Source organism: Aeromonas taiwanensis, from assembly GCF_000820165.1.
GTDB classification, from domain to species: domain Bacteria; phylum Pseudomonadota; class Gammaproteobacteria; order Enterobacterales; family Aeromonadaceae; genus Aeromonas; species Aeromonas taiwanensis.
Genome location: NZ_CDDD01000079.1, coordinates 15,343 through 33,342, shown reverse-complemented (window position 1 = coordinate 33,342; position 18,000 = coordinate 15,343). Strand labels below are relative to the sequence as shown.

Annotated in this window: 19 protein-coding genes; 7 read left to right on the top strand and 12 right to left on the bottom strand. The window is 66.0% G+C overall.

Annotated elements, in window-relative coordinates:
* Positions 1-32: 32 nt before the first annotated feature.
* Both BN1136_RS14085 and BN1136_RS14080 read left to right on the top strand, forming a co-directional pair.
* Positions 33-545: a class I SAM-dependent methyltransferase gene (locus BN1136_RS14085; protein ID WP_231557889.1), complete on the top strand. Its 513-nt coding sequence runs from the start codon at positions 33-35 to the stop codon at positions 543-545.
* A 246-nt stretch (positions 546-791) separates the two neighbouring features.
* Positions 792-1,970 (top strand): dicarboxylate/amino acid:cation symporter, encoded by a 1,179-nt coding sequence (locus BN1136_RS14080; protein ID WP_043759298.1) that lies wholly within the window; start codon positions 792-794, stop codon positions 1,968-1,970.
* Between the two features lie 139 nt (positions 1,971-2,109).
* Here the strand turns inward: BN1136_RS14080 and tesB are convergent, their stop codons facing one another.
* The 7 genes from tesB to pxpB form a co-directional block, all read right to left on the bottom strand.
* The gene (tesB, locus tag BN1136_RS14075; RefSeq protein WP_043759297.1) at positions 2,110-2,982 is read right to left on the bottom strand and encodes an acyl-CoA thioesterase II; all 873 of its coding nucleotides are present in this window, start codon (positions 2,980-2,982) and stop codon (positions 2,110-2,112) included.
* 69 nt (positions 2,983-3,051) lie between these two features.
* Positions 3,052-3,702, bottom strand: a complete 651-nt coding sequence (pcp, locus tag BN1136_RS14070) for a pyroglutamyl-peptidase I (RefSeq protein ID WP_043759295.1) — start codon at positions 3,700-3,702, stop codon at positions 3,052-3,054.
* A gap of 81 nt (positions 3,703-3,783) precedes the next feature.
* Positions 3,784-4,770: a DUF979 domain-containing protein gene (locus BN1136_RS14065; RefSeq protein WP_043759588.1), complete on the bottom strand. Its 987-nt coding sequence runs from the start codon at positions 4,768-4,770 to the stop codon at positions 3,784-3,786.
* Entirely contained in the window at positions 4,770-5,510 is a 741-nt protein-coding gene (locus tag BN1136_RS14060) for a DUF969 domain-containing protein (protein WP_043759293.1), read from the bottom strand. The genes BN1136_RS14065 and BN1136_RS14060 overlap by 1 nt, the downstream gene beginning before the upstream one ends.
* 49 nt (positions 5,511-5,559) lie before the next feature.
* The gene (pxpA, locus tag BN1136_RS14055) at positions 5,560-6,303 is read right to left on the bottom strand and encodes a 5-oxoprolinase subunit PxpA (RefSeq protein ID WP_043759291.1); all 744 of its coding nucleotides are present in this window, start codon (positions 6,301-6,303) and stop codon (positions 5,560-5,562) included.
* Entirely contained in the window at positions 6,287-7,219 is a 933-nt protein-coding gene (locus tag BN1136_RS14050) for a 5-oxoprolinase subunit C family protein (RefSeq protein ID WP_043759290.1), read from the bottom strand. Before BN1136_RS14050 ends, pxpA begins: the two co-directional genes overlap by 17 nt.
* Complete coding sequence (pxpB, locus tag BN1136_RS14045) at positions 7,213-7,884, bottom strand: 5-oxoprolinase subunit PxpB (protein WP_043759286.1); 672 nt, start codon at positions 7,882-7,884, stop codon at positions 7,213-7,215. Before pxpB ends, BN1136_RS14050 begins: the two co-directional genes overlap by 7 nt.
* A gap of 135 nt (positions 7,885-8,019) precedes the next feature.
* On the opposite strand from pxpB, the gene BN1136_RS14040 reads away from it, so the two are divergent.
* Positions 8,020-8,535, top strand: coding sequence for a winged helix DNA-binding protein (locus BN1136_RS14040; protein ID WP_043759284.1), 516 nt, complete (start codon positions 8,020-8,022; stop codon positions 8,533-8,535).
* 68 nt (positions 8,536-8,603) lie between these two features.
* Here the strand turns inward: BN1136_RS14040 and rluB are convergent, their stop codons facing one another.
* The 5 genes from rluB to rnm all read right to left on the bottom strand — a co-directional run bounded on the left by rluB (position 8,604) and on the right by rnm (position 12,753).
* On the bottom strand, positions 8,604-9,527 hold the full coding sequence (gene rluB / locus BN1136_RS14035; protein WP_042074648.1) for a 23S rRNA pseudouridine(2605) synthase RluB: 924 nt from the start codon (positions 9,525-9,527) through the stop codon (positions 8,604-8,606).
* The gene (scpB, locus tag BN1136_RS14030) at positions 9,520-10,212 is read right to left on the bottom strand and encodes an SMC-Scp complex subunit ScpB (RefSeq protein WP_043759282.1); all 693 of its coding nucleotides are present in this window, start codon (positions 10,210-10,212) and stop codon (positions 9,520-9,522) included. The genes rluB and scpB overlap by 8 nt, the downstream gene beginning before the upstream one ends.
* A 41-nt stretch (positions 10,213-10,253) precedes the next feature.
* Complete coding sequence (locus BN1136_RS14025; protein WP_043759280.1) at positions 10,254-11,129, bottom strand: segregation and condensation protein A; 876 nt, start codon at positions 11,127-11,129, stop codon at positions 10,254-10,256.
* A complete protein-coding gene (locus BN1136_RS14020; RefSeq protein WP_043759278.1) occupies positions 11,122-11,742 on the bottom strand; it encodes an L-threonylcarbamoyladenylate synthase in 621 nt (206 codons plus the stop codon). The genes BN1136_RS14025 and BN1136_RS14020 overlap by 8 nt, the downstream gene beginning before the upstream one ends.
* A 129-nt stretch (positions 11,743-11,871) precedes the next feature.
* Entirely contained in the window at positions 11,872-12,753 is an 882-nt protein-coding gene (gene rnm / locus BN1136_RS14015) for an RNase RNM (RefSeq protein WP_043759276.1), read from the bottom strand.
* A 435-nt stretch (positions 12,754-13,188) separates the two neighbouring features.
* Between rnm and BN1136_RS14010 the strand changes: the two genes are divergently transcribed.
* From BN1136_RS14010 to trpCF, 4 genes are read left to right on the top strand one after another with little or no spacing between them, the layout of a single operon-like run.
* Positions 13,189-14,823, top strand: coding sequence for an anthranilate synthase component 1 (locus BN1136_RS14010; protein WP_043759274.1), 1,635 nt, complete (start codon positions 13,189-13,191; stop codon positions 14,821-14,823).
* Positions 14,816-15,415 carry an aminodeoxychorismate/anthranilate synthase component II gene (locus BN1136_RS14005; protein ID WP_042074635.1) on the top strand — a complete coding sequence of 200 codons (600 nt, stop codon included), beginning with the start codon at positions 14,816-14,818 and terminating at the stop codon, positions 15,413-15,415. Before BN1136_RS14010 ends, BN1136_RS14005 begins: the two co-directional genes overlap by 8 nt.
* Before the next feature lie 10 nt (positions 15,416-15,425).
* Positions 15,426-16,439, top strand: coding sequence for an anthranilate phosphoribosyltransferase (trpD, locus tag BN1136_RS14000; RefSeq protein WP_043759271.1), 1,014 nt, complete (start codon positions 15,426-15,428; stop codon positions 16,437-16,439).
* Complete coding sequence (gene trpCF / locus BN1136_RS13995; RefSeq protein ID WP_043759269.1) at positions 16,439-17,947, top strand: bifunctional indole-3-glycerol-phosphate synthase TrpC/phosphoribosylanthranilate isomerase TrpF; 1,509 nt, start codon at positions 16,439-16,441, stop codon at positions 17,945-17,947. Before trpD ends, trpCF begins: the two co-directional genes overlap by 1 nt.
* Positions 17,948-18,000: the final 53 nt, after the last annotated feature.

Below are 18,000 nucleotides of genomic sequence, written 5' to 3'. Positions count from 1 at the left end.
GGGCGAGGAAGGGGGCATGGGCGCCGGCCCTCCTGGCCGGCGCCCATGCCCCCTTCCTCGCCCTGCTCGGTACTGGCCGCCACCTGCTGGAGGCGGGCTGCGGCGCAGGGGAAGATCTGCGCCTCTTCCGGGAGCAGGGCCTGGTCGTGACCGCCTTCGATGCGAGCCGGAAGCAGGCCGCCGCCGCCTCGCGCCTGTGCGGCCAACCGGTGCGCGTCTGCCGCTTCGAGCAGATGCGAAGCGTCGTCCCCTATGACGGCATCTGGGCCGGCGGCTCCCTCCCCTGCCTGCCCGAGCTAGAGATAGCCCCGGTGCTCGGGCATCTGGCCACCCTGCTCAAGGCCGGCGGCCCCCTCTACTGCTCCTTCCCCCACGGGGATGGCGAGCCCTTGCCGCGCTCGGGGGAATATCCGCTCCAGACCCGGCTCGACGAGCCCGGGCTGCAGCGTCTCATCACCCCCCTGCCCTTCGCACTGCACCGCCACTGGTGCTGCGAGGACGAGGTGAACGGCCGCTGGCTGCATGTCCTGCTCATCCGGCGCTGACGCCCCGGCGCCGATGGGAGGCGAAACGCGCGCTGACCGTCCGCCCGGGTTGCCCGGTACAGAGACACTGTCAGCGCCCATCCAGGCCTGATAGACATAGAAACAAAGAGTGGCGGAACGCCCCATTAACAAAATTTAACCCCACATTAACCAGCATAAGGCAGACAAGATGCGGCGTTTGTGTTAAAAAGCGGCATTAAAATCATTATTTAATAACAAAACAGACACCAACACCTGGATTTGCCCATGAAACTCGTTCTGAATCTGATCGCTGGCATCCTCGCCGGCCTCCTGCTCGGTCTCTATGCCCCCGAATGGGTCGCCCGCATGCTGTTCACCGCCAAGACGGTAATAGGCCAGCTCATCACCTTCACCATCCCGCTCATCATCCTGTTCTTCATCATGAGCGGCATCGCCAGCCTGCCGAAGAATTCCGGCAAGCTGCTCGGCAAGACGGTGGGGCTCTCCTACTGCTCCACCATACTGGCGGGTCTGTTCGCCTTCACCGTGGCGAGCCACCTGATCCCGCACCTGACCACGGCCGCCGAGCCCACCGCCGAGGCGGCCACCAAGCTCGCCTCCTACATCAACCTCGAGATCCCGCCGCTGTTCGGGGTGATGTCGGCGCTGGCCGCCGCCTTCGTGTTCGGCATCGGCATCAGCGCCACCCAGGCCACCGACCTGCGCCGGGTCGCCGATCAGGGCCGTGACATCATCGACCGCCTGCTGGCGAAGGTGATCATTCCCCTGCTCCCCTTCTACATCGCCGGCGTCTTCGTCGAGATGACGGTGGAAGGCACCGTCTTCGCCACTCTGAAAACCTTCGGCGTGGTGCTGGTGATGGCCATCCTGATGCACTGGATCTGGCTCTGCGTGCTGTTCGTCGGCACCGGCCTCGCCCTAGGGCGCTCCCCCGTCATGCTCATCAAGAACATGCTGCCCGCCTACTTCACTGCCCTTGGCACCATGTCCAGCGCCGCCACCATCCCGGTGGCCCTGCAGGCCAGCAAGAACAACGGCGTGAGCGACGGCATCGCCAACTTCACCGTCCCCCTGTGCGCCACCATCCACCTGTGCGGCTCCACCATCACCCTGGTCACCTGTGCCACCGCCGTCATGTTCCTCTCCGAACACCTGGCCATTCCGGGTTATGGCACCATGGTGCCCTTCATCATGATGCTGGGTGTCATCATGATCGCAGCCCCGGGCGCCCCGGGTGGCGGTGTCATGTCGGCTCTGGGTCTGCTCACCTCCATGCTGGGCTTCGGTGAGGCCTCCATCGCCCTGATGATCGCCCTCTACCTGGCCCAGGACAGCTTCGGCACCGCCTGCAACGTCACCGGTGACGGCGTCATCGCCCTCTGGGCAGACCGCTTCGCCCAGCGGGACGGTGCCGTGCCCGCCCTTGATCGCGAGGCGGCCTGACCGCGTTGTCGCGCCAATAAAAACGGGAGCCCAGGGCTCCCGTTTTTTTATGGCACTCAGCTGCGATCAACCGCAGCGACGGATCACCCCTGCCTGTATGCTGCTCACCACCAGCACGCCGTCGCAGTTGCCGCCGTCATCATGCATCGGCAGTGCGGCGGCGGATCACCCCTTCCTGCATGGTGCTCGCCACCAGCACGCCGTCACGGGTGAAGAACTGACCGCGCACCAGGCCGCGTCCACCGCTGGCGCTCGGGCTGTCCACCACGTAGAGCAGCCAGTCATCCAGCCTAAAGTCGCGGTGGAACCACATGGAGTGGTCTATGGTGGCCACCTGCATGTCCGGCTCCCAGTACGACACCCCGTGGGGCTGCAGGGCGGCAAACAGGAAGTGGAAGTCGGAGGCATAGGCCAGCAGGTAGTTGTGGACCCGCTGATCGTCCGGCACCGGGCCGTTGGCCTTGAACCAGGTGTAGCGCAGGGGCTCGTGCACATCGGGGCGGATGGGGTCCACCAGGGTCACCGGGCGAATTTCGATGGGCTTCTCGCACAGGATCTTGTCCCGCAGGGCCGGGGGGATCATCTGCTCGTAGGGGCGCACCAGCTCCAGCTCGCTCTTGAGCTGCTCCGGGGGCGTGATGCCGCCCGGCATCCTGGCCTGGTGCTCGAAGCCCTCGGCCTCCACCTGGAAGGAGGCGTTGAGGTAGAAGATGGGTTTGCCGCCCTGGATGGCCTTGACCCGGCGGGTGGAGACGCTCTGGCCGTCGCGGATGTTCTCCACGTCGTAGACGATGGGCTTGTTGGCATCGCCGGGGCGCAGGAAGTAGGAGTGGCAGCTGTGCACCTGGCGATCGGCGGCGACCGTCTGCTTGGCGGCTGACAAGGCCTGCCCCATCACCTGTCCGCCAAACACGGATCGCAATCCGAGATCCTGGCTCTGGCCCCGAAACAGGCCCTCCTCGATCTTCTCGAGCGCCAGCAACGCCAGCAGCTCATCCAGTACCTTGCTCATTGGTTTCTCCTGTATCAATGTCGCAGAGGCTAACAAGGAGACCTGGTCGAGGCAACCATTGCCACGCCCTCAGTGGGTCGTTCCCCCCGTGATCGGCAGATCCCGCTCGTGATGCAGCGCCGCATCGAGGGCGACCTCCACCCCGTGCACTATCTGGCTCAGGCTCATCGAGGGCGTGCCCGCCGGATGGCGCACCGCCTGCTCGGGCAGATAGGGAATGTGCAGGAAACCGCCCCGGCAGCCCGGCCTGTCCCGCTCAATCTCGTGCATCAGGCCGTAGAAGAGGTGGTTGCAGACATAGGTGCCGGCACTGTGGGAGACGGCGGCGGGCAGGCCCGCCTCGCGCAGGGCCGCCACCATGGCCTTGATGGGCAGGGTGGTGAAATAGGCGGCAGGCCCCTCCGCCACTATGGGGCTGTCGATGGGCTGCGCCCCGGCGTTGTCCGGAATGCGGGCATCATCCAGGTTGATGGCGATCCGCTCCAGGCTGAGCTCGCTGCGCCCCCCCGCCTGGCCCACCGCCAGCACCAGCACCGGCTGGTGCTGCGCCAGCGCCGCCTTGAGTTCCGTCAGGGCCTGGCCGAAGGCACAGCTCAGCCGCACCGCCCGGATCTGATGGTCGCCACGGCGCTGGCCATCGAGTTGCCTCACGGCCTCCCAGGAGGGGTTGAGCGGCTCGCCGCCGAAGGGTTCGAATCCGGTCAGTAAAATGGTCTTCATGGCCAACTCCTTCTTTTTTTCCCGGCGTGCGGCCAGCGGATGCCGGGAGGGACGAGGGCGGGCCGCCCCCGTCCGACGACATCAACGGAACGCCAGGAAGTACATCAGCAGGATGTTGCAGACGAGCATCATGAGCGCGGTGGGGATCTGCACCAGGATGACCTGATACTTGTTGTCCAGCTCGAGCAGGGCGGCGGGCACTATGTTGAAGTTCGCCCCCATGGGGGTCATCAGGGTGCCGCAATAGCCCGACAGCATGCCGATGGCGACCACGGCGGCGGGGTTGCCATTAGCCCCCATGATGAGGAAGGGGATGGCGATCCCCGCCGTCATCACCGGGAAGGCCGCAAACGCATTGCCCATGATCATGGTGAACAGCACCATGCCCACGCAGTAGATCGCCACCATCAGGAACAGGTTGTCGGGGGTGACGAACAAGTCCACCACCGCCTTCACCGATTCCCCGGTCTGGGCGACCACGAAGACCCCGCCCAGCATGGCGAGCATCTGCGGCAGGATGGCGGCCCACCCGATGGCATCCACCAGACGCCTTGACTCGCGCACTGCCTGCAAGGGGGTGCCGCCGGTCAGTTTCCAGCCCAGCAGCAGGGCTGCCAGGGTGCCGATGGCCAGGGAGGTCAGGGTGACGTTCTTCTGATCCAGCACGAAGTAATCCCCCAGGCTGGCATGGCCCAGCAGCAGGGTGCTGAGCACGGTCGCCACCGGGATCATGACCGCCGGCAGGAAGAGGCGGTTGCCCAGTTTACCCGCTGACGCCTGCCGCTCGGCGTCGCTGCGCTGGGTGTAGCGTCCCATCGCGAGCTGGCCCGTGCCGGCCAGCAGGGCCATCAGGATCACCAGGCCCCCCACGATCCGGTAGGCAATCTGGCTGCCCAGCTGGCTGACCAGCAGATCGCCGAACAGGAAGATGGCGCCAAAGCAGAACCAGAACAGGGCCGTCGTGAGGCGCTTGGGGTTATGGCGGTCAGAGAGCGTCATGCCCACCAGCAGCATGACGACGAGGCCGATGAGGTAATAGATGTCGTTGATGGTGATCAGGCTGCTCATCATGCACGCTCCAGCACGGCTTGGTCGGGGGTCCCGGCCTGCTCGCTCGCCTGCCAGGCGGCAACGTCACGGGCGATGCTGGCATCCAGCAGGAGCAGGCGCCCCATGTGTATCAGCAGGGCGCACAGGGCGGTCGGTATGCCCCACAGGCCGATGTAGAGCGGTTCGATATCGGTGATCCCGTTCTCCTGCAGGAAGGCACTCATCAGCAGGACGGCCCCGAAGGCGAGGAAGACGTCCTCGCCGAAGAACACCGCCACGTTGTCACAGGCGGCCGAATGGGCGCGGATCTTGTCGCGAATCGGCTTGGGCAGATCCCCGTGGCGATGCACCGCAGCCCCCTCCGCCATAGGGGCGATCAGCGGACGCACCGTCTGGGCATGGCCCCCCAGGCTCAGCAAGCCCAGCATGGCCGTGCCCTGGCGCAGCACGAAATAGAGCATCAGGATGCGCGCCGAGGTCGCCTTGCGGATGCTGGCGATCCAGCTCTGGGCCCGCTCCTTGAGCCCGTACTGCTCCAGCAGGCCGATCACCGGCAGGATCAGGATAAAGGTGGCCAGCTGCCGGCTGTTGAGGAACTTCTCCCCGAAGGTTTCCAGCAGCGCGACCAGCGACATGCCACTCGCCAGGCCGGTCGCCAGTCCCGCCGCCGTCACCACCAGCAGCGGGTTGAACCTGAGCGCAAACCCCAGCACCACCACGGGGATCCCGATCAGGGGTAATAATAGACTTACATCCATATGAGCTTCTCCATTCCATGTGAAGGCCGCGCGGCCTGAATTCACCTCTTCAATGAGGCCTTATAGATATACCGTTTGCGATCAGGGCCTCCCGCAGGCGCCGGGCGAAGGCGACGGCGTGGGCGCCATCCCCGTGCAGGCAGATGCTCTGGGGCACTAGTGCCAGTTGTTGCCCGTCCAGGGTCTCCACCTCTCCCCGCGTCACCAGACTCAGGGTCTGGCTCAACGCCTTCGCCTCGTCGTCGATAACGGCGCCGGGCTGGCCCCGCGGTGCCAGGGAGCCGTCGGCCAGATAGGCGCGATCGGCGAAGACCTCCGCGATGGGGGTCAGACCATGGCGCCGGGCGGCGGCGATCAGCTCGCTGCCCGCCAGCCCCATCAGCTTGAGGGAGGGATCCAGGCTGGCGACGGCACTGGCGATGGCGTCGGCCAGGGCCCCATCCCGGGCTGCTTGGTTGTAGAGCGCACCATGGGGCTTGACGTGGGCCAGTCGGCCACCGGCCGCCTTGGCCAGGGCGGCCAGGGCCCCCACCTGATAGATCACGTCGGCATAGACCTTGGCCGGCTCCCGCACCATGGGCGCCCGCCCGAAGTGCTCCCGATCCGGGAAGCTGGGGTGGGCGCCGAGGGCAACCCCCTTGGCCAGCGCCAAGCGGACTGTCTCGGCCATCAGGGACGCATCCCCCGCGTGCCAGCCACACGCGATGTTGGCCGAACTGACGAGGTCCAGCAGCAGGGCATCCGAGTCGCAGCCCTCCCCCAGGTCTGCGTTGAGATCAATGTGTCTTTCCATAAGCCATCCATTCGAAACGATAGAGGTGTTGCTGCCACTCGCGCCGCGCCGCCAGGGCCTGCTCCCGCGTCACGGGGGAGAAACGCAGCCGCGCCCCAGGCCGCGCCTGGGCCAGCTTCCAGAGATCCGCGTCGATGACGCAGCCGATGCGCGGGTAGCCGCCCGTGGTCTGGCCATCGGCCAGCAGCACGATGGGCTGGCCGCCCGGGGGCACCTGGATGACGCCGGGCAGGACGCCGTGGGAGGCCAGCTCCCGGCTGTGGCTGCGCACCAGCGCCGGTCCGTCGAGGCGCACGCCCATGCGGTTGCTCGCGGGGTTGAGTTGCCACTCCCCCTGCCAGAGCGCCGCCACGGCGGCCGGTTCGAACTCGTCACATTCGGGGCCGGGCAAGACGCGCAGGCAGGCGTCCGACTCGCGCAACCAGACGCCGAGGGGGCCGTCATGGCTCAGCGGCGCCCCCAGGGGCAGGCGATCCCCGGCCTGCAGGGCTCGCCCCTGATGGCCCCCGAAGCCAGCCTGCAACTCGGTGGCGCGCGAACCCATCACCTGGGCCACGGCCAGGCCCCCATCCAGCGCGAGATAGGTGCGCATGCCATGGCGAGGGGCCGACAGGCGCAGGAGCTGGCCCCGTCGAACTCGCCAGCGCCAGCCGTGCCAGACAGGTTCACCGTCCAGGGTGGCGGCGCAGTCGGCACCGGTCAGTGCCAGCCAGCCATCACGCAGCAGGCGGAATTCGGCCGCCCCCAGCACCAGCTCTATCCCCGCCGCGCCGGCGGGGTTGCCCACCAGGCGATTGGCCAGGATCAACGCCTCCCTGTCGAGGGCGCCTCCTTGGGCGATGCCGAGATGGCGCACACCAGAACGGCCGAGATCCTGGACTGTGCTCTGAAGCCCGGGTCGGATGACCTCTAGCATGGGGCACCTCCCAGAGGGACGAAGCGCACCCGATCGCCGGGCAGCAGATAGGAGGGCTCGTCACGAGCCGGGTCGAACAGCGTCAGATCCGTGCGCCCGATGAGCTGCCAGCCCCCGGGGCTCGCCGCCGGGTAGATACCGGTCTGGGCCCCGCCGATGCCGACGCTGCCGGCGGGGACTCTCAGCCTGGGCTCCCTGCGCCGCGGCACGGCCAACTCCTGCGCAAGCCCCCCCAGATAGGCGAAGCCGGGCTGGAAGCCGAGGAAATAGACCCGGTACTCGCCGCCGCTGTGGCGCGCCACCAGCTCGGCCGGCGTCAGGCCGCAGTGGCGGGCGGCCTCCTCCAGATCTGGCCCCCATTCGCCGCCGTAGTGCACCGGGAGCTCCCGCTCCCGCGGCCGGTAGTCGAGCTCCTCTCCCTGGCGCCACAACTCGGTCAGCCAGCGCTCGAGACCGGCGGGGTCCATCACCTCGGGATCGAACACCAGGGTCAGGTTGTTCATCCCCGGCACTATTTCCTCCCACCGCTCGTCCCCTTCCCGCTCTCGCAGTCGCTGTGCCAGCCACCAGATCCGCCGCTGGCCGATCAGGTCGGCCCCCAGGTCCGTCTCCAGCACCAGAGCCCGCTCTCCCAGCGGGTAGAGGCGACACTCACTCGATCCCATACAGCCCCCAACAACCAAAACATTTAATTAACATACAGCAAAGATATCAACAAAACATCGATAATTTATCTACAATAAGCCATCGTAGGAAACGCCAGCCGTCGTGCTGGCCTCTCATCAGGAAAAGGAGTCTCCATGACCAAGCCCCCCTCCATCGTCTCATCGGCCCACCTCGTCTCGGCTCAGGCTCCCGCCCTCTCGGAGCTGGAGTTCGGCCTGACCGTGCTCAACAACTCCTTCCACCGCTGGGTCGTGCGCTGCATGGGGGCCGCCGGGGAGAAGGGGCTGACCGCGCTGGAGGTGCTGCTCATCCACCACATCAATCACCGGGATCGCCCCAAACGGCTCGCCGATATCTGCTTCGTGCTGAACATCGAGGACACCCACGTCGCCACCTATGCCCTGAAGAAGCTGGTGACCCTGGGTTATGCGGCGCGCACCAAGGTGGGCAAGGAGGTGCACTTCAGCACCACGCCGGCCGGGGCGGCCCTGTGCCACCAATACAGCGAGATCCGCGAACAGTGTCTGATCCAGGTGATAGTAGAGAGCGGTCTGGCGGGGGCGAATGCCTCGGCGGCGGAGATAGCGCAGCAGCTACGGCTGTTTGCCAGCCTCTATGATCAGGCCTCTCGCGCCGCCGCCTCCCTGTAGTGGCGAAGGCCCAATAAAAAAAGAGCCTGCCCCTTGCGGGGCAGGCTCTTTCACAATGACGGCCGGAATTACTTGCTGCCGGTGCCGGAATTGCGGGTGGAGGAGGTCGGCTTGCGACGGGCGGTGGTGCTGCGGGCGCGCGGCTCCTTGCCCTGCATCTCCTTGTGGCGCTTCACGGCGCGGCGGATCTGGGCGGCCTGCTTGTGGCGACCGGCCTTGCCATCCTGCTGCAGATCGACCTTGGACTCGGTCTCGTTCGGCAGGTTGACCAGGCCGCGCAGGTAGTTCACCTCGGGGAGTTTGAGCTCCTGCCAGCCGCCGCGCGGGATGCCGCGATCCAGGGTGACGTCGCCGTAGCGGATACGCATCAGGCGGCTCACCTGCACTTCCTGGGATTCCCACAGGCGGCGCACTTCCCGGTTGCGACCCTCGGTCAGGGTGACGTTGAACCACTGGTTCAGACCCTCGCCGCCGGCCGGCTTGATCTTGTTGAACTTGGCCATGCCGTCTTCCAGCTGCACGCCCTTGCGCAGACGCTGCAGCATGGCTTCGGTGATCTCGCCAAAGACGCGCACCGCGTATTCCCGCTCCACCTCGTGGCTCGGGTGCATCAGGCGGTTCGCCAGCTCGCCGTCGGTGGTGAACAGCAGCAGACCCGAGGTGTTGACGTCGAGACGGCCGACCGCAATCCAGCGGGCGCCATCCATCTTGGGCAGACGATCAAACACGGTGGGACGCCCTTCCGGATCATGGCGGGTACACATCTCCCCTTCGGGCTTGTGGTACGCCAGCACGCGGCAGATCACTTCCTCTGCGGCGCGGGTCTTGACCTGGTGGCCATCCACCCGGATCACGGCGTTCACTTCGACGCGATCCCCCAGCGTGGCGACCTTGCCATCCACGCTGACCCGACCTGCGGTGATCAGGGCCTCCATCTCACGACGGGAGCCTTGACCCGCGCGGGCCAATACTTTTTGCAGTTTTTCACTCATCGGGTTTACCTGATTGTTGATCGCTGCCCGCCGACATCGCGGACAGCATGGATGTCTGTGAGGCCGCCTCGCGGGCATCCTCACCATGTTCATGCGCAAGACGGCCCGCAGCGGGCCGCCCATCGCCTCCCTCGTCCGGCATGAGCGACAAGGGATGGGGCAGTTCGGGATCCAGCTCGGGGAGCTGCTCCAGACTCTGCAGATTGAAATAGTCCAGAAATTCGCGGGTGGTGGCGAGCAGCTCGGGACGACCCGCCACCTCCTTGTGTCCTATGCTGCGCACCCAGCCGCGCTCTTTCAGGGTATTGACGATCTGGCTCGAGACCGCCACCCCGCGGATGGCTTCTATCTCGGCCCGGGTGATGGGCTGACGATAGGCAATCAGGGTCAGGGTTTCCAACACGGCGCGGGAATAACGGGGCGCCCGCTCGCTCCACAGGCGAGACAGCTCCTCGGCATACTCCTGGCGGGCCTGGAAACGCCAGCCGGAGGCGACCTCCTTGAGCTCGACCCCCCGCGTCTCATAGTCTTTCTTGAGCTCCGCCAGCAGCAGCTGGACGTAGCGGCCGGTGACCGGGTAATCCGCCAGCACGCTGCCCTTGAGCTCGCTGACGTTGAGCGGTCGCCCGGCGACGAACAGGGCCGCCTCGATCAGGGTCTTCAGCCGTTCAGCGGGCAGCGCCACGACATGCCTCCCGGGCTGTGCCCATGGCCGTCGGCGGCCGCTCAGTGTACATGTTCATGCGCCGTCTCCTGACTTGCCAGGGCAAAGTGGATGGGCCCCAGGGGCTCCGCCTGCAGGATCCAGATAAGCTGCTCCTTGCACAGCTCCAGCAGGGCCAGGAAGGTCACCAGTACCCCCATGCGCCCCTCCTCGGCCCGCAGCACCTGCTCCAGGCGCAGGGTCTGGCCCAGGGAGAGCATGGCGAGGATCTCCGCCATCCGTACCCGGGTCGGGATCTGCTCCCGGCGGATCTGGTGATGCTCAAAATGAGTCGCGCGTTTTACCACACTTTGCATGTAAAGGGCGAGCTCAACCAGTGAAACATCGGGGGCCAGCGGCTTCAGGGCGCCGAAATCCGGCGGCAGGGCCGCGGCGACGAAGATCTCCCGCTCCACCCTCGGCAGGGCGTTGACCCGCTCCGCCCCCAGCTTGTAGCGCTCGTACTCCTGCAGGCGGCGAATGAGGGTGACACGAGGGTCTTCCCCCTCCTCCTCGTCCTCCAGCTCCGGGGCCTTGGGCAGCAGCAGGCGGGACTTGATCTCCGCGAGCCAGGCCGCCATCAGCAGGTACTCCGCCGCGAGCTCGAGGTTGAGCCCCTGCATCAGCTCCACGTACTCCATGTACTGGGCGGTGATCTGCAGGATAGGCAGGTTCAGTATGTCGAGCTGCTGGCGCCGGATGAGGTAGAGCAGCAGATCCAGCGGCCCCTCGAAGGTGTCGAGAAACACCTCCAGCGCGTCGGGGGGGATGAACAAATCCTGGGGCAGCTCGTGGTAGGGCTGCCCCAGCACAGTCGCGATGGGCGGGGGAAGGGAGGCTTCCCCGGTCGTGCCCGGTGCTCTCAGCGCCTCGGGCACGGGGTCGGCAAGATCACTCAAACGGCGTCGGATCCCCGGCACCGCGACGGCGCAACACGGGCTCGTCGTCGGAGAAGTCCACGACCGTGGTGGGCTGCTCACCGAGATAACCGCCGTTGACCACCAGATCGAGCTGCTTGCCGAGCTTGTCGGCGATCTCCTCGGGGTCGAACTCCGCCATCTCGGAGCCCGGCAGGATCAGCGTGGTGGAGAGCAGCGGCTCGCCGAGGGCCTCCAGCAGGGCCAACGCTATGTTGTTGGCAGGCACCCGGATGCCGATGGTCTTCTTCTTCTCGTTCATGAGGCGACGCGGCACCTCCTTGGTGGCCTTGAAGATGAAGGTGTAGGGGCCGGGGGTGTTGTTCTTGATCAGGCGAAACGCGCTGTTGTCCACCTTGGCGTAGGTGGAGATCTCCGAGAGATCACGGCACACCAGGGTGAAGTCGTGGTTCGGGTCGATGCGGCGGATGCGGCAGATGCGCTCCAGCGCGTCCTTGTTGCCCATCTGGCAACCCAGGGCGTAACCGGAGTCGGTGGGATAGACGATGACGCCGCCACTTTGAAGGATCTGCACCGCCTGGCTGATGAGGCGAGCCTGGGGATTGTCCGGGTGTACGTAAAAATGCTGACTCATATGTTCTTCTCGCGATTGGGGCACGCTCGTTGCCCGCTTATGGTCAAGGGCCACCTGGCCCATGACACTACCTTAACCTGTTTGACGCAGACTCGCCCGCATCAAAGATGCTCTCTCGCCCGATGGCCCTCAGCGGCTGGCCAGCAGGCCCGCATGCTCCTCCGGGGTCAGCCCGAAATGGCCGGGGTGGCCGAGCCAGAGCGGCATGCCCTCCTTGGGCAGCCAGAGGTGGCGACCGAGCTCGGTCCAGTTGGAGGGGAAGTGAAAATCGGACCCCACCGAGATGTAGAGGTCGTGCTCCTTGGCCCACTGGCCGAGGTTGGCCCGCTCCTGGGGGCTCTGCTGGGGCAGGGAGACCTCCATGGCGTCCCCCCCGGCGGCCTTGAAGGCCACCAGCAGCCGCTTGATCCACTTGGCGGTGAGATCGTAGCGGCTCGGGTGGGCCAGCACGGCGAGCCCACCGGCGCCGTGAATGGCGTCGATCGCCTCGCGCATCTCGGGCCACTCGGCCGGCACATACCCCTTGTTGCCCCGGCTCAGGTACTTCTTGAACACCTTTTGCATATTGTCGGCCACACCGCGCGCTACCAGCACCCGGGCAAAGTGAGCCCGGGTCACGGCGGCGTCACCGGCAAGCTGTTTGGCCTCTTCATAGGTGCCGGGGATGAGGCACTTCTCCAGACGGCGCCCGATCTCCTCGGCGCGCGCCTCTCGCCGGGCCCGCTGACCGGCCAGAAAGGCGGCCAGCTGCGGATTTTTTTCATCCACCCCGAGGGCCACGATGTGGATCTCGTGGTGCTCCCACCCGGTGGAGATCTCGACCCCGCTCACCAGTCGCAGCGGCAGTTGCTCGGCCGCGATGGTCTGACGAACCTCGTCAAGCCCGGCGAGGGTGTCGTGGTCAGTGACTGCTAACACCTCCACCCCCTTCTCGGCGGCGCGGCGCACCAGGTCGGCGGGGCTCAGCACCCCGTCGGAGGCGGTGGTATGGCAGTGAAGATCGAATCTCATCGGCGTGTTTCGCTCTTGTTCGGGACCTGCTCGGAAAAGAGAGGCAAAAAAGCGACTTGACTTGGCCGCGGCTTTATCGTTTTCTGTAGGCACTTCATTGCAAACATCTTTTTACAGGACTTTATCATGCAAGCGACTTCCATCCTGACCATCTGGTGGTGGCACACTCCCTGACATGCGGGCGTGTGGTCGTTGCTGTACCTGTAAAATGACAGCAAGTTAAGAACCCAAAGAAAAAGCCCGCTGACCCCAGCGGGCTTTTTTATTATCCGGCAAATGGACCTGTGATGAAACCGACAATTCAGACAAGCACCCTGACCTGGCGATGGCGGCCCTGAACCCACCACCCGGACCCGTTTAATTTTCAAGGCATTTTTTCAAGGTATTCAACGTCATGAACATCGGTAACACACATCACATGCAAGGGAAGGCACTATGACAGGCAACAGATCTCGTCTGCCCCTGGGCGAATTCGACACCATCCGGCTCAATGCCCCTTATGTGACAGATCCCCTGGCGCTCTACACCCGGCTCTGCCAGGACAGACCCAACAACCTGCTGCTCGAATCGGTGGAGATCGACTCCAAGGCAGGCACCCAGAGCCTGCTGCTGGTAGACGCCTGCCTGCGCATCGAATGCCGCGGCCGCACCGTGCGGGTGCGTCCCCTCGGCGACAATGGCACCGCGCTGCTGCGCCTGCTCGAGCAGCGCCTGCCCGCCGCCGTTGCCCAGACCCGGGTGGCGGACGAGCTGCACCTCGACTTCCCGGCCTCCGATCGGGAGCTCGACGAAGACAGCCGCCTCAAGGGCAGCAGCGTGCTGGACGTGCTGCGCACCCTGCAGCGGGAGCTCGAGTGCCAGCTGGGCAAAGAGGCCCTCTTCATGGCGGGCAGCTTCGCCTACGACCTCATCGCCTCCTTCGAAGATCTGCCCGAGGTGCCGGAGGGGAGCAACGACTGCCCCGACTACTGCTTCTATGTGGCCGAGACCCTGATCACCATCGATCACATCAAGCAGAGCACCCAGTTGCTGGCCTGCCTCTTCGGGGGTGAAGGGGATGAACAGCTGGACGAGCGCTACGCCCGCCTGACCGCACGCCTCGAAACCTTCAAGCAGGCCTGCCAGCAGCCGCAGTCCGCGCCCCAGACCACGGCGCCGCTGACCGGTGCCCTGGCCGTCGACAAGGGGGACAAGCAGTTCTGCGCCGAAGTCGAGAAGCTCAAGGGCTTCATCCGCCGCGGGGACATCTTCCAGGTGGTGCCGTCCCGCAGCTTCTCCCTCCCCTGCCCGGACCCCGTCGCGGCCTATCGCCGCCTCAAGCAGACCAACCCCAGCCCCTACATGTTCTACGTGCAGGACGAGGGCTTCACCCTGTTTGGCGCCTCCCCCGAGAGCGCGGTGAAGTTCTGCGCCAACAGCCGCCAGGTGGAGATGTACCCCATCGCCGGTACTCGCCGCCGCGGCCTCAACCCGGACGGCAGCATCAACCTGGACCTGGACGGCCGCATCGAGCTGGAGCTGCGCCAGGACGAGAAGGAGGTGGCCGAGCACCTGATGCTGGTGGATCTGGGCCGCAACGACATCGCCCGCATCTCCGAACCCGGCACCCGCTACGTCAAGGATCTGCTGAAAGTGGATCGCTACAGCCACGTGATGCACCTGGTCTCCCGGGTGGTGGGCACCTTGCGCGCCGATCTCGACGCCCTGCACGCCTACCAGGCCTGCATGAACATGGGCACCCTCACCGGTGCCCCCAAGCTGCGCGCCAGCGAGCTCATCCGCATGGTGGAAGGCAAGCGCCGCGGCAGCTACGGCGGCGCCGTGGGCTACCTCAACGGTGCCGGCGAGATGGATACCTGCATCGTCATCCGCTCCGCCTTCGTAAAAGAGGGGGTGGCCCATGTCCAGGCCGGTGCAGGCGTCGTCTATGACTCCAAACCCCAGGCCGAGGCGGACGAGACCCGCGCCAAGGCGGCGGCCGTGCTGGCCGCCATCGCTGCCAGCCATGGCACCTCCCTGCAAGCATTGAGCGCCCAGCAGGAGCAACACAAGGACGTGAGCCATGACTAACATCTTCCTGCTCGACAACTTCGATTCGTTTACCTACAACCTCGTCGACCAGTTCCGCACCCTGGGCTACCCGGTGCGCATCTACCGCAACAGCCTGCCGGCCAGCCGCATCATGCAGGAGATCGACGCCTGCGAGGGGGACGCCGTGCTGGTGCTCTCCCCGGGGCCGGGCGCCCCCCATGAGGCGGGCTGCCTGATTGATCTCATCAAGCTGGCCCGCGGCCGGGTGCCCATTCTCGGCATCTGTCTCGGTCATCAGGCCCTGTGCGAAGCCTACGGCGGCACCGTCGGGGCGGCAGGCGAAATCGTCCACGGCAAGCGCTCCCTCATCGAGCACAACGGCCACGGCGCCTTCGCCGGCCTGCCGAGCCCCTTGCCGGTGGCCCGCTACCACTCCCTGGTGGCCACCTATGTGCCGGAAGAGCTGCAGGTGATTGCCCACTATCAGGGCATGCCCATGGCCATCGAGCAACGGGACGAGCGGGTGCTGGGCTTCCAGTTCCACCCGGAATCCATCATGACCAGCGAAGGGGCCCGCCTGCTGACCCAGGCCCTCGCCCACATCACCCGTCCAGAAAGCCACGTGCGGTAAGGAAGAGACCATGCATCAACATCTCAACACCCTCTATCAGGGGCAGTCTCTCACCCGCGACGCGGCCCGCGACGCCTTCGGCCAGGTGGTCCGCGGTGAAGTGGATCCCATCGTGCTTGCCAGCCTCCTGACCGCCCTCAAGATCAAGGGGGAGACTCCGGAGGAGATCGCCGGCGCCGCCGAGGCACTGCTGGCCGAGGCCCGCGACTTCCCGCGCCCGGACTATGCGTTCTGCGACATCGTCGGCACCGGGGGCGACGGCCTCAACACCATCAACGTCTCCACCACCTCGGCCCTGGTGGCCGCCGCCTGCGGCCTGAAGGTCGCCAAGCACGGCAACCGCTCGGTCTCGAGCAAGTCGGGGTCGAGCGATCTGCTGGACAAGATGGGGATCAAGCTCGACATGAGCCCGGCCCAGGCGCGCCACTGCCTGGACGAGCTTGGCGTCTGCTTCCTGTTCGCCCCCCAGTACCACGCCGGGGTGCGCCACGCCATGCCGGTGCGCCAGGCCCTCAAGACCCGCACCCTGTTCAACGTGCTGGGGCCCCTTATCAACCCGGCCCGCCCCAGCTTCCAGCTGATGGGGGTCTATGCCCCCGAGCTGGTGCGCCCCATCGCCGAAACCCTGCTGGCACTCGGGCTGAAAACCGGTATGGTGGTGCACGGCGCCGGCCTCGACGAGATTGCCATCCACGGCCCGACCCAGGTGGCGGAGATCCGTGACGGCGAAATTCGCGAGTACTTGCTCACTCCGGCGGACTTTGGCCTCGAGACCTACCCGGTCAGCGCCATCCAGGGAGGGGAGCCGGAAGAGAACCGCGCCATCACCGCCGCCATCCTGGAAGGCCGTGGCACCCCGGCCCACAACGCCGCCATCGCCGCCAACGTGGCGCCGCTCCTGGTGATGGCGGGCAAGGCCCCGGACTTCAAGCAGGCTGCCGCCCAGGTGCTGGCGGTGCTGGCGAGCGGCAAGGCGGCGGCACTCGCCGCCCGGCTCGCCACCCTGAGCCATCAGGAGGCATGATGTCAGCCACCACCCAGGAGAGTCGCCCGCAAGGCACTCACGCAGAACGACCAAAGGGCAGTCACCCGCTTCGCAAGGATAACGAGATGTCAGACGTCATTGCTCCCCACGCCTTCCTGAACATGGCGTCCATCAGCCAGACCATCCTCGGCAAGATCGTGGCAGCCAAGCAGACGTGGGTCGCCGCCCGCAAAGTGGCCCAGCCCCTGGAGGGCTTCCAGGGCACGCTCACTGTGAGCGATCGGGACTTCGAGGGGGACCTGCGCAAAGGCTCCACCCGTTTCATTCTGGAGTGCAAGAAGGCCTCCCCCTCCAAGGGACTGATCCGCGATGACTTCAGCCCGGAGGCCATCGCCGACATCTACGGCAACTACGCCACCGCTATCTCGGTGCTGACGGACGAGCAGTTCTTCCAGGGGGATTTCGCCTTTTTGCCCCGCGTGCGCAGCCGCGTCCAGCAACCGGTGCTCTGCAAGGATTTCATGATTGACCCCTACCAGGTCTATCTGGCCCGCCACTATCAGTCGGACGCCATCCTCTTGATGCTCTCCGTGCTCACCGACGAGGGGTATCGCGCCCTGTTCGCGGTAGCCAAAGAGCTCGGCCTTGGGGTGCTCACCGAGGTGAGCAATGAAGAGGAGCTGACCCGCGCCATCGCGCTCGGCGCCCCGGTGATTGGCATCAACAACCGGGATCTGCGCGACCTCAGCGTCGATCTCGCCCGCACCAAGCAGCTGGCCAAGGCAATCCCGGGGGATCGGGTGGTCATCAGCGAGTCCGGCATCAACCACCGCGCCCAGGTGGCGGATCTGCGCCACCACGCCAAGGGCTTCCTGGTGGGCTCGTCGCTCATGGGCGAGCCGGATCTGGAGGCCGCGGTGCGCAAGCTCGTGCTCGGCCAGAACAAGGTGTGCGGCCTGACCCGTGCCGAGGACGCCGCCGCAGCCCACCAGGCGGGCGCCGTGTTCGGCGGCCTGATTTTTGTGGCCAAAAGCCCCCGTTACGTGGACATTCCCGCCGCCCGCGCCGTGATGGCGGGTGCGCCGCTCTCTTACGTCGGGGTGTTTCGCAATGCCCAGCCCGCCACCATCGCCAAGACGGTGGATGCGCTGGGGCTCGCCGCCGTGCAACTGCACGGGGATGAAGACGCCGCCTATATCGAGACCCTGCGTCCCCTGCTGCCGGCGGGCTGCCAGATCTGGAAGGCAGTTGGAATCACAAGTGGCGAGCCCCTGCCCGCCCTCGACTACCCGGCGGATCGCCTGCTGCTCGATACGAAAGTCGGCAGCCAGAGCGGCGGCACCGGTCAGGCGTTCGACTGGGCCCTGCTGGCCGGGCTCGACAAGAGCAGACTGATGCTGGCGGGGGGCCTCAACCCCGACAACGCCCTCGAGGCCGCCCGGGTGGGCTGTGTGGGCCTGGATTTCAACTCCGGGGTGGAGAGCGCCCCGGGCCAGAAGGATGCGCACAAGCTGGCGGCCGCCTTCGCCGCCCTGCGCCAACTGTAAGCGCACCGCGCCGCCACTGAATTGCTGTGTCGTATTTGATGTTCCGTTTTCGA